Origin of the sequence: Tenacibaculum insulae (assembly GCF_964512435.1) — a bacterium.
In the GTDB taxonomy this organism is placed as follows: domain Bacteria; phylum Bacteroidota; class Bacteroidia; order Flavobacteriales; family Flavobacteriaceae; genus Polaribacter; species Polaribacter insulae_A.
Genome location: NZ_OZ208512.1, coordinates 182,591 through 199,587, shown reverse-complemented (window position 1 = coordinate 199,587; position 16,997 = coordinate 182,591). Strand labels below are relative to the sequence as shown.

At 30.1% G+C, this 16,997-nt stretch carries 10 protein-coding genes; all 10 read left to right on the top strand.

Annotation, left to right across the window (positions count from 1 at the left end; all coding sequences use genetic code 11):
• Positions 1-14: 14 nt before the first annotated feature.
• The 10 genes from ACN5J5_RS00820 (at position 15) to ACN5J5_RS00775 (ending at position 16,994) form a co-directional block, all read left to right on the top strand.
• Entirely contained in the window at positions 15-1,499 is a 1,485-nt protein-coding gene (locus ACN5J5_RS00820) for a DNA primase family protein (protein ID WP_418645466.1), read from the top strand.
• Between the two features lie 92 nt (positions 1,500-1,591).
• Positions 1,592-2,992, top strand: coding sequence for a DUF6965 family protein (locus ACN5J5_RS00815; RefSeq protein ID WP_418645465.1), 1,401 nt, complete (start codon positions 1,592-1,594; stop codon positions 2,990-2,992).
• A 71-nt stretch (positions 2,993-3,063) separates the two neighbouring features.
• Entirely contained in the window at positions 3,064-4,965 is a 1,902-nt protein-coding gene (locus ACN5J5_RS00810) for a site-specific DNA-methyltransferase (protein ID WP_418645464.1), read from the top strand.
• Positions 4,966-5,041: 76 nt separating this feature from the next.
• Positions 5,042-7,045: a dynamin family protein gene (locus ACN5J5_RS00805; protein ID WP_418645463.1), complete on the top strand. Its 2,004-nt coding sequence runs from the start codon at positions 5,042-5,044 to the stop codon at positions 7,043-7,045.
• Positions 7,042-7,683: a hypothetical protein gene (locus ACN5J5_RS00800; RefSeq protein WP_260584686.1), complete on the top strand. Its 642-nt coding sequence runs from the start codon at positions 7,042-7,044 to the stop codon at positions 7,681-7,683. Before ACN5J5_RS00805 ends, ACN5J5_RS00800 begins: the two co-directional genes overlap by 4 nt.
• A gap of 40 nt (positions 7,684-7,723) precedes the next feature.
• On the top strand, positions 7,724-10,804 hold the full coding sequence (locus ACN5J5_RS00795) for an ATP-binding protein (RefSeq protein ID WP_418645462.1): 3,081 nt from the start codon (positions 7,724-7,726) through the stop codon (positions 10,802-10,804).
• Positions 10,801-11,403 carry an HNH endonuclease gene (locus tag ACN5J5_RS00790; RefSeq protein WP_418645461.1) on the top strand — a complete coding sequence of 201 codons (603 nt, stop codon included), beginning with the start codon at positions 10,801-10,803 and terminating at the stop codon, positions 11,401-11,403. The genes ACN5J5_RS00795 and ACN5J5_RS00790 overlap by 4 nt, the downstream gene beginning before the upstream one ends.
• Before the next feature lie 17 nt (positions 11,404-11,420).
• Positions 11,421-11,828: an SMI1/KNR4 family protein gene (locus tag ACN5J5_RS00785; protein WP_418645460.1), complete on the top strand. Its 408-nt coding sequence runs from the start codon at positions 11,421-11,423 to the stop codon at positions 11,826-11,828.
• Between the two features lie 105 nt (positions 11,829-11,933).
• Entirely contained in the window at positions 11,934-15,071 is a 3,138-nt protein-coding gene (locus ACN5J5_RS00780; protein ID WP_418645459.1) for a type III restriction-modification system endonuclease, read from the top strand.
• A gap of 18 nt (positions 15,072-15,089) precedes the next feature.
• Complete coding sequence (locus ACN5J5_RS00775; protein ID WP_418645458.1) at positions 15,090-16,994, top strand: DUF262 domain-containing protein; 1,905 nt, start codon at positions 15,090-15,092, stop codon at positions 16,992-16,994.
• Positions 16,995-16,997 lie beyond the last annotated feature (3 nt).

Below are 16,997 nucleotides of genomic sequence, written 5' to 3'. Positions count from 1 at the left end.
AAATGAAAAAAGTTATGAAAAAAGCTGTACCAATTAAACCGAAATTTGAAAGTTTAGAAGAGCCTGATACCATCATTCAACACATTAAGGAATTAATAGAAAATGAAGAAATTAAACACGATAGTATCTTATCTAAATTATTAAAAGAATTTAAACCAATAGATTTTGAAGAAAAAGCAAATCCTAATAAAAACGAGAATTTTAAACTTTCAAACAAACATTATTCTGTTATTTCTATTGAAAATGTCTTGCTAATTGCCAAAAATAATAATTGGGGTTTATGTAAAAATCATAGTTTCATTTATTTATATAACGGTGCTTATTGGTCTGAAATAGATAAAGAAGCTTTTCAGAAATTTTTAGGTATAGCATCAGAAATTATGGGTGTACCTAAATTTTCAGCTAGGTATTATAAATTTAAAAAAGAATTATACGAACAATTTTTGGCAACTGCTTATCTAGAAGCGAAGCAAACATCAGTAGATAATGTTTTAATAAACTTAAAAAACGGAACATTTGAAATCAATACAAAAGGCACACAATTAAGACCTTATAATTCAAATGATTTTATCACATATCAATTACCATTTGAATACAATCCTGAGGCACAAGCACCACTATTTAAAGCCTATTTAAATGAAGTGTTACCAGATATAGAACGTCAAAATGTTTTAGCAGAATTCATAGGTTTTGTATTTATCAAACACAATAGTAATAGGTTAAAAGAAGAAAAAGCATTAATACTTTACGGTACAGGAGCTAATGGTAAATCTGTATTTTTTGAAGTAATAAGTGCCTTATTGGGTGATGAAAATATAAGTAACTATTCTTTGCAAAGTCTTACCAATGAAAACGGATATTTTAGAGCAAAATTAGCTAATAAGCTAGTGAATTATGCAAGTGAAATTAATGGTAAACTAGAAAGTTCAATTTTTAAGCAATTAGTGTCTGGTGAACCAGTGGAAGCGCGTTTACCTTATGGTGAACCTTTCACTCTAAAACAATACGCAAAATTGATATTCAATTGTAACGAACTACCTAAAGAAGTAGAACAAACCAACGCATACTTTAGGAGGTTTTTAATTATTCCTTTTGACGTAACAATCCCACCAGAAAAACAAGACAAAAACCTACATAACAAAATTATCGAAAACGAGCTGTCAGGTGTTTTTAATTGGGTGTTGGATGGTCTAAATAGACTATTAGAACAAAAAGGGTTTTCCGATTGTAAAGCAGCCCAAGAGGCTGTGGCAGACTACAAAAAGCAATCGGATAGCGTTAAAATGTTTGTTGATGAAAACGACTATGTTATTTCGCCTAATGAATATACATTAATCAAAGATTTATATCCTCATTACAGGCAGTATTGCGTGGAAGATGGCTTTAAACCTGTTAGCAAAGTGAACTTTTCCAAAAGATTAAAAAACTTCAACATTATAGTTGATCGTGTGGCAGGAAACAAATTAGCAGCTTATATAACCAAAGAGTTACAGTACTAAAAAAAAGATGTTTAAAAGCAGTACTTAAAATAACTAAAATAACACCATTAGTTACTAAAGTTATTAAAGTTACCCTTCAAAGAAAACTTTTTATGCAGCAATACAGGTACATATTTGAAAAAGGCAGTAAAAAATATCAATGTCCTGCGTGTCATAAAAAACGGTTTGTAAGGTATATTGATATACAAACAGAACAAACTCTACCTGAAATATATGGTAGGTGCGACCGTGAAATGAAGTGTGGTTATCATCTAAACCCTTATGTAAATGGATATGCAAAAGACAATACGATTAAAAATGATTTTCACTATCAAATTAGTAAACCCATAGTAAAACCAAAACGCGTGTTTTTTCCAAAAGAAGTGTTTTATAAAACAAGAACAGCCTATGAAAAAAATACATTCATCCAAAACTTAATAAACAATATAGCATTCCCTTTTGAATCAGGAGATATTGAAAAAGTAATAGCGCAATATCATTTAGGAACCATCACAAAAGGCTATCGTAAAAATGCTACAACCTTTCCTTTTATTGATATAAACGATAATGTAAGAGCAATACAAGTAAAGCAATTCAATAACTTCAATCATACAATAGGTACAGATTTTCTACACTCAATAATAGAAAAACATTACAAGCGTAACAATAAACAAACCCCTAACTGGCTTAAAGCATATAATAAAAACGAAACGAAAGTATCTTGTTTATTTGGCGAACACTTACTTACTAAATATCCAAACAATCCTATTGCATTAGTCGAAGCACCAAAAACAGCTATCTATGGTACATTGTATTTTGGTTTCCCTAACAATCCTAAAAACTTATTGTGGTTAGCAGTTTATAATTTAAGTAGTTTAAATCTTAAAAAGTGCAAAGCCTTAAAAGGTAGAAATGTATTCTTATTCCCTGACCTTTCAAAAGATGGTAAAGCATTTAAACTATGGAGTGATAAAGCACAAAAAATACAAGAACAATTACAGGATTCATTATTTAAAGTGTCTGATTTATTAGAGCAACTTGCACCAAAACAAGATAGAGAACAAGGCAAAGATATTGCAGATTACCTCATAAAGTTAGATTGGCGTAAATTCAGAAAAAAAGAAACTAAAAATATACTTGAAGTAGTATCCAAAAAAGAAGTTAAACAAACTAAACTAAAAGCACATAAAACCAATAAAATAGACAGTAAAAATGCAATTAATAAATCTAAACAATCACAACCGAAACCCATTGAAAAACACCTAGAAGAACCTTTTGTTTTTCAAGAAAAACAGTCAGTTAATTGGAATGAACAAATCGAAGAATTAGAAGCTTTTTTTAATAATATAAATTTACCTAAAATTAATTTTTTTCTAAACCAAGCAACTAAAATAACTAATGTAACGCAATTTTTACAAAGTCATTTAGCAACCATTAAAGCTAATAATGGCAATAGTACTTACCTACCATATTTAGTGAGGTTGCAAGATTTAAAAGTTATTTTAAAAGAATAGGTTTTATATGTTAAATTATTTATATTTTTACTGTTAGCACAATTGTTAAATTTCCTACAGTACCAGTGTATATGAAAACAGACAAACTAGACCTATCATCACCAGACCTCGTAAACCAAAATATAGAAAAAATAGCCGCCTTATTTCCTAACTGCGTTACAGAAACTGCAGAAGGCAAAGCCATAGATTTCGACTTACTAAAACAAGAGTTAAACCACGAAGTAGTAGAAGGCGCAAAAGAACGCTACCGACTAGAATGGCCTGGTAAAAAAGAAGCGATTGTAACTGCTAATTTACCAACCACTAAAACATTAAGACCAGTACGTGAAGATTCTGTAGATTTTGATACTACAGAGAATATGTACATAGAGGGAGATAACCTAGAAGTTCTTAAAATTTTACAAGAAAGCTATTTAGGTAAAATTAAAATGATATACATAGACCCACCATACAACACAGGTAAAGACTTTGTATACAAAGATAATTTCACACAAGACAGCGCAGACTATAAAGAAGAAACCGACCAAACAGATGAATACGGCAACCGTTTAGTAGCCAACCCTGAAACTGCAGGGCGTTACCATAGCGACTGGCTCTCTATGATGTACCCACGTTTAAAATTAGCACGTAATTTATTAACGGATGATGGGGTTATTTTTATGTCTATTGATGATAATGAAGTACATAATCTGCGTAAAATTTCTGATGAAGTTTTTGGGGAGAGTAATTTTGTTGCTGCAATAACAATTATTACTGGAGCTAATCAAGCTGGAGAAGGTGTTAATATTCAAAAAAACACGGAAACCTGTTTAGTTTATTGTAAATCATATGATAAATTAAAAATAAATAGGGTAGATAAAGTTGTTAGTAGTTTTAGAAATCTAAATGATGCACCAAGTCCTTTAGAAACTAGAAAAGATATGGGGTACTCTGTGTATTATAATTATAAGACAGGAGATTTTTTCCCCGTATTTGATTATGATAAAGAAAGCATACATAAAAATACATTAGATGAGGTATATGTAGATAATATCGATTTAATCAATAAAGGATATATCCCATTAAGACCTGGGGTTAGAAATGGAAAATTACATAGGTGGCGTTGGGGTTTTGATACTTTTAAAGAGAGAAAGAATGAAATTGTAATAGAGGAATATAAAGATTCATTTAAGGTTGGTTTCATACAAGATGGCTATAATCCACCAAAAAATTATTTAAATTATGGAGGTGGTACTTCTGAAGTTAAATCTCTTTTTAATGGAATTAATTATTTTGATTATCCCAAAAGCGTTAAATATTTGCAATACTTGACTAGTATAGGTACAGTAAATAATGAAGATGTAATTTTAGATTTCTTTTCTGGTTCTGGTACAACTGCCCAAGCTGTACTACAATTAAACGCCGAAGATGGAGGTAATCGTAAATTTATTATGGCACAATTACCAGAAGCTACAGATGAGAAAAGTGAGGCTTATAAAGCAGGTTATAATAACATTTGTGAAATTGGTAAAGAACGTATTCGTAGAGCATCTGCCAAAATAAAAGAAGATACAGATGCTGATATAGATTACGGTTTTAAAGTATTTAAAGTAGCCAGTAGCAATATGCAAGATGTCTATTACAAACCACAAGACTACAACCAAGGGCAATTAGATGTGTTTGCAGATAACATAAAAGAAGACCGTACTGCAGAAGATTTACTAACCCAAATACTATTAGATTGGGGTTTACCACTTACCCTAAAAACACAAAAAGAAACCGTTTTAGGTAAAGAAGTATTTATAGTAGATGCCAATTACTTACTCGCTTGTTTTGATAATGGTTTAGATGAAGTTTTTGCCAAAGAAATAGCAAAACACCAACCGCTACGTTTTGTGTGTAAAGACAGCAGTTTTAAAAACGATACTGCTAAAGAAAACGTAAAGCAATTACTAAAGCAATTAAGCCCTAATACAGAAATGAAAGTTATTTAAGGTATGGTATAAAAACCAACATATAAAAATGTTAATTATTCAATAGTTGAAAAAAAAAGTTATTTAAAAGAAAAAAATGATAGGAAACAATTACAAAGTCTGTAAAGAAAACAGCATTAATATTGCCAATAGTTATATGGCAGATAGAGGTACTACAAATGATGGTGTAGATTTAAATTTTTTACAGCAAAGATTAGATACTTTAGTATCAGGTAAGTTTTTATTGTCTGTGGCAGGAGAAGTAAAAGCAGGTAAATCTACTTTTATAAATGCTTTATTGGGTAAAGAAATATTACCATCAGATGTTTTACAAGCAACTAGTGCCATTGTAGAAATATTTAAGTCTGAAACGTCATACTTAAAAGTAGTATTTGCAAATGGTAAAGTAGAAGAACTGTATGATGATTTATCTACAGTAGATATTGATGAGGCTAAAGAACGTTTGGGAGAAATATGTAGTATAGAAGATAAATATAGAAAAATCCCACATACCATTATAAATCAGTTTATCATAAGTCAAGATAAAGTAGAGGTAACAGAAGCATTTATTCAAACTTTAGAAACCCACGCAGGTGTAGAATTGCAGCAAGAAAAAGAACTTATCAAATCTTATATTTCAAACACTCCAAAAAGTGAAATTCCTGTAGAAATTAATTTTGGATATCCTTTAAATTGGTCTTTTGAAGAGTTAAGAATAGTAGATAGCCCTGGGGTAAATGCAACAGGAGGTATACAAGATGTTTCTTTAAAATTTTTAGAAAAAGCAAATGCTATTTTATTTATACACCCTATAAAACCTATAGAATCAGAATCTTTTAAAACGTTTGTAGATAATACAATTTCTAATAAAAGTAAAGAAAATCTGTTTTTAATATTAACGCATAAAGGTTTGTACGAAGATGATGAAGTTGAAAGGTTGTTAGCCGAAGCTAAGCGGTTGTACGGAAATATTATACCAGAAGATAGAATTATTGTAGTAGATAGTGTATTAGAACAAATTAACAACCAATTAAAACAAGGACTACCCATAAAAAAAATTAGAGAAGACAAAGTTAAAAAGAAAATTTTGTCATCTTATAGAGAACAAGCAGAAGATGAAGAAAGACAGTTGATGGATGTAGTGAATGAAGCTTCTAATTTTGAACAAATTTATAAGACCATTGATGAGTACTCAATGCAAGCTCCTAATTTACAATTGAAAGAAATTTTAGAGACAATAAAGCAGGGGTACGCAGAGCAAGACAATTTATTGGTAGCTAAAGTTGAGAGGTTAAATTTAAAAAAACAAAACCCCCAAGGGTATGCTAAAAAAATTGAGGAAATTTCGAATGTCTTAGATCACTTTAAATTAAAAATTAATGAAATTAATACTGAAGCAACTCAAGAGTTTGGAGGAAGTATCAATTCTAAAGTGGTAAAAAGAATTACCGAAATTTCAACAATTTATGAAAGTAAATTAAACGATTCTAAAAAATTTCCATCCGTAAAAAAAATAGCAATAGATTTTCAAAATGAAATGGCAGATGCTATTTCGGTTTTTTCTAATTCAATAACTAGTTATTTTAAAAATAGTTTAAAAGAAATAGAAATTGAGTTTAAAGCAAATCATAAAGTAAATGTGCCAAAAATAGACTTAAAAGCTATAGAGCATAAAGCAGAAGAACAATCGTATGATGTTGAAGATGTATACCAAAAAAGAGAAGCAGATGGATGGGATTGGGTAAGCTTAGGGATTGCAAGATTATTTAGGGATAATATAGTGAAAGTAGGTACAAAAAAGACATTAAATGAGCAAAGGTATCAAGAACAGATCGTTAGTCAATTAATTTCATTTATACAGAAAATAAAACATGAAACCCTAGCCCAAACGAAAACAATTTTAAAAAAATATTTAGAAGGGGTTGCTAACAAAGCAAATCATTTAATAGAAGAAAGACAAACTGAGTTGCAAAACGAAAAAAAGAAAAGCCAGAAAAATGAAGAAATTATAGATGAAATAGATAGTTTAAAAAAAAAGCAAAAACAGATACCAAGTACTATAAAAAGAATTGATGAAATTTTAGAAGAAGTAACATTATGAGTGATATAAATAAAGATATAAAAGAACAATTTGCTAGTATTAAAAAGAATGTTTTAAATCAATTAGAAAATGATTTCGATATAGATCATAGAATTTCTCATTTATCTAGTTATATTCCAAAAGAAGTAATATTTAAATCAGAACAGTTGTTAGAAACTTTATTGTCTTATTTAATGAAAGATGCGCAAAAAGTTATTGAAAATTTAGATGTTAAAACTAAAAATAGGTTTTACGATGCAAAGCTAAATGAAAAAATAATGGAGTATGCCAATAATTTAAAGAATAATAAAAGCCTAATAAACAATGCAGTAGAGTTTCAAAAAGATAAGCGTAAATTAAATGCTTTTATAGCCAGTGGTACAACCTTAATTTTGGGTGCTGTTGGTGTTGTTTCTGTTGCAGCTACTTCTATAATAAACACAATACTCTTAGGTATTGTTGTTGTTACTATTGCAGCTTTTACATTTAAGTTTACATACAACAAGGCTGCTGCTAAAACTAGAGTAAATATAAAAAACGATGTAAATAAATATCTTACAAATACAGAGAAAGAAGTAGAGTCATGGTTGAGTCAAGTGGAAGTTGCTTTTAATAATGAATTACAGAGTTTTGTGAAAAGCAATAAGCAATTGAGTTAAATAGGGTTGCTAAAAAAAAACATGAAAAAAAAATGAATCTATGTCAGAACAAAAAAATACAGAAATTTTATTTACAGGAATTCAAAAAATAATACCTTGGCTAGAGATAGCAACCAATAAACTAACAATTAATAAGGAAACAAAAGAGACTCCTAATGATTGGCTAGATACTTTTTATTTGTTTCCGTTAACAGAAATTTCTGTTAATAATAAAGAAGAAGATATTCCTGAGTTTATCAAACAACGGTACAGTACAATTTTATCTGCAGCCAGTAAATTGGGAGTAACGGTTGCTACTATTATTTCGGGTAAAAAAGGTGGGAATACAATTTATTTAGGATTAAAAAGAGACAGCACAACAAGTGATGATGTAGAATTATTTAGTTCATTAATTAATGGAATATTTCCTGGAAAAAAAATAGAGTATAATGAAAAAGCAAAGTTTTCTTCATTATCGAACGGGTATAAAAAGGGAGGTGTGATAACCGGATTACCTACACTAAAAGTAGATGATGAAAAAGTAAAATTTAACATTGCCTCTGTAATAAGAAGCTTATATAATAAAGAATATACTTTGGCTATAATCTCTACGCCATTGGCTAAAGAAAATCAGCAGAATTCATATACAGAATTGTTAAGTTTAAGAGATCAATTTCATGCTATAGCTAAACAAACAAAAGGTGCTGACAAAGGACAAACAAATACTATAGGTTCCTCGCATCAACGTACTGAAGGGGAGTCTAGAACACGAGGTCATAATTTTAGTGGAGGAGCTATAGGTGCAGGTGCAGGTTTCCTTCTTGGTGGCCCTTTAGGTATGGTTGTTGGTAGTGCTATTGGAGGTAGTTATTCTTATAACAGATCTAAAACAACTACAGAGAGTAATTCCTATGGAACGAACCAATCTAAATCTTTTAATACCTCTGAGTCTCTTTCGTACGAACAACAAAACGGGCTAGCTTTAGAACTTGAAAAAGTAACCGAACACTTGTTAGAAAGAACTGTAAAAGGGTTTAATACAGGAATGTGGGAAACCTCTATTACTTTTTCGGCAAAAGACCAAGTTACATGTGAAATTTTAGGTGGTAGCTTTTTAGGAGAGTTGTCTAAACCAAGCGATAAACTATTACCTCCTTCGCAAATGCTGGTAGGTAACTTAAATCCCAATCAAAGTTTATTTTTACCTGTTTTAAATGCTAAAAACACAATTTTTCCTAAAAGTTTAGCTTCATATATTACTAGTGAGGAGTTGGCTTTCATGTCTGCTCCTCCTGCTGAATCTTTACCTGGTTACGAAATTAAAAAAATGCCTAATCTTTCTTTAAACGATAGCAATACGGGCAAAGGATTAAAACTTGGTAATATAACAGATTATGGAAATCCTATTCCTAATTCGGTGCTAAATTTAACCACAAAAGATTTAAATAAACACCTGTTTGTTTGTGGTTTAACAGGTAGTGGTAAAACAACAACTCTAAAGCATATTTTAAAAGATTTAACCCTAAAAGAAAATATTCCTTTTTTAGTGATAGAATCTGCAAAAAGAGATTACAGACAATTACTTTCTGATGATGCTTTTAAAAATAATTTAAATATTTATACCGTTGGAAATGCTTCTGTAAGCCCAATTAGATTTAATCCTTTTTATGTACAAAAAGGAATACATTTATCTGAGCATATTGATTATTTAAAAGCAATATTTAATGCAAGTTTTGCTTTATACGGTCCAATGCCAGCTATTGTAGAAAAGTGTATTTATAATGTTTATGCTAAAAAAGGTTGGAATATAACCAAAGGTTTTCATCCAAATTTTAGTGACAACTTTGGTCGTTATGATGAAAGTGGTTATGATGATCTACAGCATCTTTATTTTTTTCCTACCCTTAGCGATTTAAAAAATGAAGTTGAGAATTATGTAAAATATGAACTAGCTTATAAAGGAGAATTACAAGATAATATTCGGACAGCTATTGTTGTACGTTTAGAGAGTTTATCTGTTGGAGCAAAAGGAATGATGTTTGATACGCATGATTTTCATCCAATGGAGGATTTGTTAAAGAAAAATACCATTCTTGAAATGGAAAGTTTGGCAGACGATGATGATAAAGCTTTTTTTGTAGGCTTAATGTTGGTAATGATAAGCCAATACCGTCAAAAAGACAATCCAGCTATAAACCCAGGTATGGGAACAAAAGGTTTACAGCATTTTATGGTGATAGAAGAAGCACACAGGTTGTTAAAGAACGTTTCTACAGAAGCTAATTCAGAAGCAATTGGTAATCCAAAAGGTAAAGCTGTAGAGTTATTTACAAATGTAATAGCCGAAATGCGTTCTTTAGGTCAAGGTGTTGCTGTTGTAGAACAGATTCCATCAAAAATATCACCAGATGTTATTAAAAATACCAATACAAAAATTGTACATCGTTTGGTGGCTAAAGACGACCAAGCTCTTTTGTCTGGTTCATTGAGTATTTCTGAAGAGGATGCGTTATACATGAATAGGTTAATAACCGGGCATGCTCTTGTTCATAAAGAAGGAATGGAAAGACCTGTTGAGTGTAAAGTGGTAAACAATATAAATTCATCTGCAGCTAGTAATAATAAAGTTCATAAGTTAATGCTTGCTCAAAAAAAAGAAACACTACACCCTTTTGAAGTATATGAGTTGTCTACAGTTTTAGGGAAAAAAGGAAAAGTATTAGTACAGCGTTTATTAAATACATTGTGTACTGTAGAGTATTCGCAACTAAAAGGAAAAATAGAACTTTATAACAAGGTGTTAGAACAGGAAATAATACTTTCGGGTAATAAATTCGATAAAGCAGTGTATTCGGAATATGCTGTAAAACAAATTTTTAGTTTTCTTACGCAGGGTTTATATAGTACTAGTAATAAAATTCCTTTTGGTTTAAAAAAAGTACTTCATGATTTGTTTATTCATAAAAAAGACAAAGATTTTATAGAGTTAAGAAAACTGTTATCTAATTATTGGGGAACGAAACAAGAAGATTTTGTAGATAGAATAGTATCTAATTTGGCTAAAAAGATAATATTAAAAGAGAATACTCTTAATCTTGTAGAAGTAAAGGATAGTTATTTTTTTAATAAAAAAACGATATGATAGAAGCTATATTAAAAGAAGCAACCAAAGAAGCAGCCAAAGAAGTTGCTGTTGAAGGTTTAAAAGAGGTTTCCGAAACTGAAATAAAAGATATCCCCCTAGAGACTATAGATATGGTTGAAAATGGTTCTTTGGAAGCTTTAGAGCTTGAAAATAATATGCTAAAAGAACTAATAATAGAAAGGATTAACACAATAAATTCTCATTTAGAAGGAATTATACATCCAGAGTCAGGAATTCCTTATGTAAAGGATATTGTTAAATTGAGAGATGGAAGAATAATTGAAGGAGTGTTTCCCGAATTTAAGAGTTTTGCAGATATTCAACTACCCGAAGGATTACTTCAAGAAACAGATAGAAACCAAATGGGAAATTGTAATGAACAACTGAAAGAAATGCTAGATAAAAATCCTGAATTAAGAGAAAAATTTACAGAAAGACAACTTGAACAAATTGATGCAGGATATAAACCAGAAGGTTATACTTGGCACCACCATCAACAAGTTGGAAAAATGCAACTTGTAGAATCTTCTGTACATGATGTTTCAAGGCATACAGGAGGTAAAAGTCTATGGGGCGGAGGTAGAGCTAATCGTTAATAAAAAAAATAACAATTATGGAGTGGAAGTTTAAAAAAAATAGCTTAGATAATTCTCAAATTAAACTTATTGAGCAAGAGTTATCTGTAAAATTACCAATTGAATTTGTTGCTTTGATTAAGCAAAATAACGGTGCAAGACCAAGTAAAAATTCATATGACTTAAAAAATGAAAAAGGAAAGTTTTTTGACTCTTTAATAGATTATAGTTTTGAGGAAAAGAACAATGTAGTTGCAGTCTATAAAAGACTTAAGACATATAGTGTAAATAAAATGATTCCATTTGGTGAAGATGGTTTTGGTAATTACATCTGTTTTAATTATGTGAATGAAGAAAATCCAAATGTTGTTTTCTATGATCATGAAATTAATGAAGTAATAGAAATTACCAATAGTTTTAATGAGTTTTTAGATTTGTTATATTGATATAAGTTTAATTTTAGGATAAAACTAAGTTTTACAGTTAGTCTTGTAATAATAATAGTTTTTTGTAAGTAGAATTTACGATAAGTTAAGTAATAAATTAAGAGAATGAAATTACAGTTTAAAGAACAACAATTTCAAGTAGAGGCTGTAAAAGCAATTACGAATTGCTTTTTAGGGCAAGAAAAAGGGGTAAACCATTTTACTTTAGAGCGCAGTAAAGCTTTATTACACAAAGCACAACAAGCAGCTAAAGGAGTAAATACCTTACAGTTTGAAGAAGAAGTAAACGAAAATATTGGCTATCGTAACAAGTTAATTTCTATTACAGACAATCAATTGCTACAAAACATAAAAAATGTTCAGAGTAGTAATGATATTAGAGAAAGTGAAGCTTTAGAAAAACCAAAGGTTCAAAAAAAAGGAATTAACCTTACTATAGAAATGGAAACGGGTACAGGTAAAACCTATACCTACATTCGTACAATGTACGAGTTACACGCGCAATACGGTTGGTCTAAATTTATTATTATTGTACCTAGTGTAGCTATTAGAGAAGGAGTATATAAATCGTTTGAGGTAACGCAAACGCACTTTCAAGAAAAGTATGGGCATAAAATAGCACCATTTATTTACAACTCTAAGAAGCCTACAGATATAGAAAATTTTGCATCAGATAATCGTATCAGTGTAATGATTATTAATACACAAGCCTTTAATGCTCGTGGTAAAGATGCAAGACGTATTTATGCAGAAATAGATGGTTTTCAATCCAGACGTCCTATAGATATTATTGCGCAAACCAACCCAATTCTTGTTATTGATGAGCCACAATCGGTAGATGGTAAAAAAACCTTAGAGAGTATGCAGGATTTTAATCCGCTATTTACGATCCGTTATTCTGCAACACATAAAGAAGAATACAATAAGGTATACCGTTTAGATGCTATAGATGCATACAGTAAAAAGTTAGTCAAAAAAATACACGTTAAAGGGATTAATTTAAAAGGTTCTACAGGTACTACAGGCTATATATATTTAGAACAAATTGCTATTAAAGCAGGCAAGCCACCAGTAGCTATTGTAGAATACGAAAAAAGACAAGGTACAGGAGTAAAACGTAAACGAGAGCGGTTACAAGAAGGTACAAATCTTTACGAGTTATCTGGCGAAATGCCACAATATAAAAATTGTTTAATTACAGATATTAATGGTGCTTCTAATACAATTTCTGTAAATGGGGTAACACTACAAGCTGGTGAAGCATTGGGAGATTTAGACGAGCAGGCCTTCAGGCGTATTCAAATTAGAGAAACCATTTTGTCACACTTACATAAAGAGAAAGAATTGTATGCTAGAGGTGTAAAAGTCTTATCCTTATTTTTTATTGATACGGTAGACAAATACCGTAAATATGACGAAAATGGCGAGCAAGTTTTAGGTGAATATGCGAAGATATTTGAAGAAGAATATAATAAGGTAAAAAGCGATTTCTTAGATTTATTTCAACAAGAATACAACGACTACTTAAAAGATACAGATCCTGGTACTGCACGTAAAGCATATTTTCCTAGTGCATATGCAGAGTTTTTAGATAGAGATAAAGCAGACGTTATTCACAATGGGTACTTTTCTATAGATAAAAAGAAAAAGTTTATAGATCCAACAGTAAAGCGTGGTAAAGAAGATTCAGACGATATTTCGGCATACGATTTAATAATGAAAGATAAAGAACGCTTGTTAAGTATGGATGAGCCTACACGTTTTATCTTTTCACATTCCGCCTTAAAAGAAGGTTGGGATAATCCTAATGTATTTCAAATTTGTGCTTTAAAACATTCAGAAGCTACTATTAGAAGACGTCAAGAAGTTGGTCGTGGTATGCGTTTGTGTGTCAATAAAGAAGGTATTCGTCAAGATTATGATACCGTTGGCGAGAATGTACACCACATTAACAAATTAACCATTATTGCTTCTGAAAGTTATGAGGATTTTGCAAAAGGCTTGCAATCAGAAATTGCAGCAACTTTAAAAGACAGACCTCAAAAAGCAGAAGTAGAATTTTTTGTTGGCAAGTTGGTTACAGATGCTATGGGTGTAGAAATGCGCATAGATAAAGATACAGCTAAAAAACTAAACAAGATTTTATACAAGAATGATATTATTGATGAAGATGATAAAATTACAACCGAAGGAAAAGAGGCGATAGAGCAAAACAAAGTAACCTTACCAGAAAATTTAGAACCGTTTAGAGAAGGGATTACCAAATTATTAAAATCAGTGTACACTGGTGAAATGATAAAACCTGAAAATGATAGAGATAAAATAACGGTGACACTAAATAAAAATTTCCATAAAAAAGAGTTTCAGGATTTGTGGAGTAAAATCAATATAAAAACCATCTATGAGGTTAAGTTTAATTCTGAAAAACTAATAGCAGATAGTGTAATACGTCTAAATGCAGATTTACATATTTCTGATAGAGTGTACGAAATTAAAACTGGTTTTCTTAAAGACAGTAATAAAGAAGAGTTACAAAGTAAGGAAGGCTTTAAACAAACCAATAGAGAGTCTAAAAAACTAAATGCAGATTTATACACAGATACAGTATACGATATTGTAGGCGAAATTGTAAACAATACCAATTTAACACGTAGAACAATTGTAGAAGTGTTAAAAAAAATAAGTCCACAGAAATTTGTCTTATTACGTAAAAACCCAGAAGAGTTTATTGCTAAAATTGCTACATTAATAAATGAAGTAAAAGCAAGTTTAATATTAAATAACATCACGTTTCATAAAACAGAAGATCGTTTCGATTCTAAAACAGTATTTACCAATGATGTTACAGTAGATAGAAACGCACAACAAGTAAAAAATCATATTTACGATTATGTAATTTCAGATTCTAACATAGAAAAAGAATTTGCAGAAGCCCTAAGTAATAGTGTTGAGGTATCTGTATTTGCCAAATTACCAAAAGACTTTTACATAACCATTCCTACAGGAGATAAAACAGGAAGATACAGTCCTGATTGGGCAATAGTTTTTGATAAAGATAAAGTTCGCGAAATTTACTTTGTAGCGGAAACCAAAGGTTCTGATAATGCAAATGATTTACGTGGTATAGAAGCTTTAAAAATTCATTGTGCAGAAGAGCATTTTGCAGCAATTGGAGAAGGAGAAATAAAATTTAGTAAGGTGAGTAATTACGAGAAAATGATGGAAATGGTAACCTTAAATTAAATCAATCAAAAAAAAAATATGAATTTAGGAAAACCAAGATTAGAAGACTTATTTAACAAACAGATAAAATTTAGAATACCTGTATTTCAGAGGCATTATGTTTGGAATGAAACTGACCAATGGCAACCGCTATGGGACGATTTTATAAATAAGTTTAACGAACGTTCTAATCAAAATAAAAACCATCCGCATTATACAGGTTCAATTGTTTTGTTTCAAGAAGCTACAACTACTAGTTCTGTATCTACTTATAGTGTAATTGATGGTCAACAACGTTTAACAACATTTCAGTTATTTGTTACGGCATTTAGAGAAATTTGTAGAAAACACGTAGGAGATAAAGATTTATTAAATGATTTAGAAAAATTATTATTCAACGATAAAGTGTATGGTCAAAAGGATTATGAAAATCAAAAACATAAGCTAGTTCCTACAAAATTCAACAATGAAGAGTTTAAAATAATACTCGACAATACTTTCGATGAGGTGCAAGAATTATTGGTAAATCCAATTCTTAATGAATATGGTTTTGGTTGGAAAACTTATAAGAACGAAGCTAAAAGAAGATATAGAATGCTTTCTGCGTATCTTTTTTTTTATGATAAAATTGAGAATGTAATTCAAGAATCTTCAGAATCTTTAGAGGAACTTATTCCTAAGTTGCTATTAACTTTAAAAAGAGATTTTCAATTTGTTGAGATAAATTTAGACCAAAATGATGATCCTCAAATGATTTTTGAGACAATGAATGGTCGTGGTGCATCATTAACAGAAACAGATTTAATACGCAATTATGTTTTTATGCGTGTAAACAAAAATGATACTGATTTAGATGCTGTTTATGACAAGTATTGGGATGAATTTGATAACGCTAGTTCTGAGTTTAAATGGCACGATAAAACAAGTCGAGGAAGATATTATGGTACTTTTTTACAGTTTTTTATAATTGATTATTTAACACTTAAATTAAACGCAGACATAAGGTATGATCAAGTGTTTTATCAATATAAATTTTATATCGTAAATAAGTCTTCTTTTCAAAATATTGAAGAAGAATTAAAAGAATTAAATCGTTTCAGTTTAATCTTTAAAAAAATAGTAAATCCTAATAATAGTAGCGTGTTTGGCAGGTTCTCATCAAGATTGAAAGATATGGGAATCACCACAATATATCCTTTGTTATTAGCTGTAGAAGGAGATAGTCAAATAAATAGTATAGATAAAGAACAAATTTATCAAGCATTAGATTCTTACATAACAAGAAGATTTTTATGTGGTTACACAACTAAAAATTATAACAATGTTTTTCTAGACTTTATTAAGTTTTTAAATCAAAATAAAACAGCAGATAGTTTTCTTACGTTTTTAAAATCTAAAACTGGTGAATCAAACTTATGGCCTACAGATGTTATCGTTAAAGAAAAATTACTTGATAGACCAATATATAGAGAAGAAAAAGGGAAATCAAAGAGTTTGTGTAACATCTTGTTAGAGATTGAAAAGCACAAAAGAGGTAAAAAACAAGAGAAAATTGATTTTGTAAATGAAGGTTTAACAATAGAACATTTACTGCCACAAAAATGGTTTGAAAATTGGGCTTTAGAGGGTAGATTTATTCCAATAGAAGAATTTGAAATAGCTAAACACGCTGTAATGACAGAAGAAGATTCAAATGGTTTTTATCACAAGATTGAAAAGAGAAATAAGGCTTTACATAGTATAGGTAACTTAACAATTCTTACAGAAGCCCTAAATCCATCTGTCAGCAACAATAGTTTTCAAGTGAAAAAAATAGAGATAGCTAAACAATCCACTTTAAAGTTGAATACATATTTTATTGACAAAGAGAATTGGGAAGAAAAGGAAATTGAAAAAAGAGCTAGTGATTTGGTAAAATCAGTTCTGGAGGTTTGGTCTTATTAATTG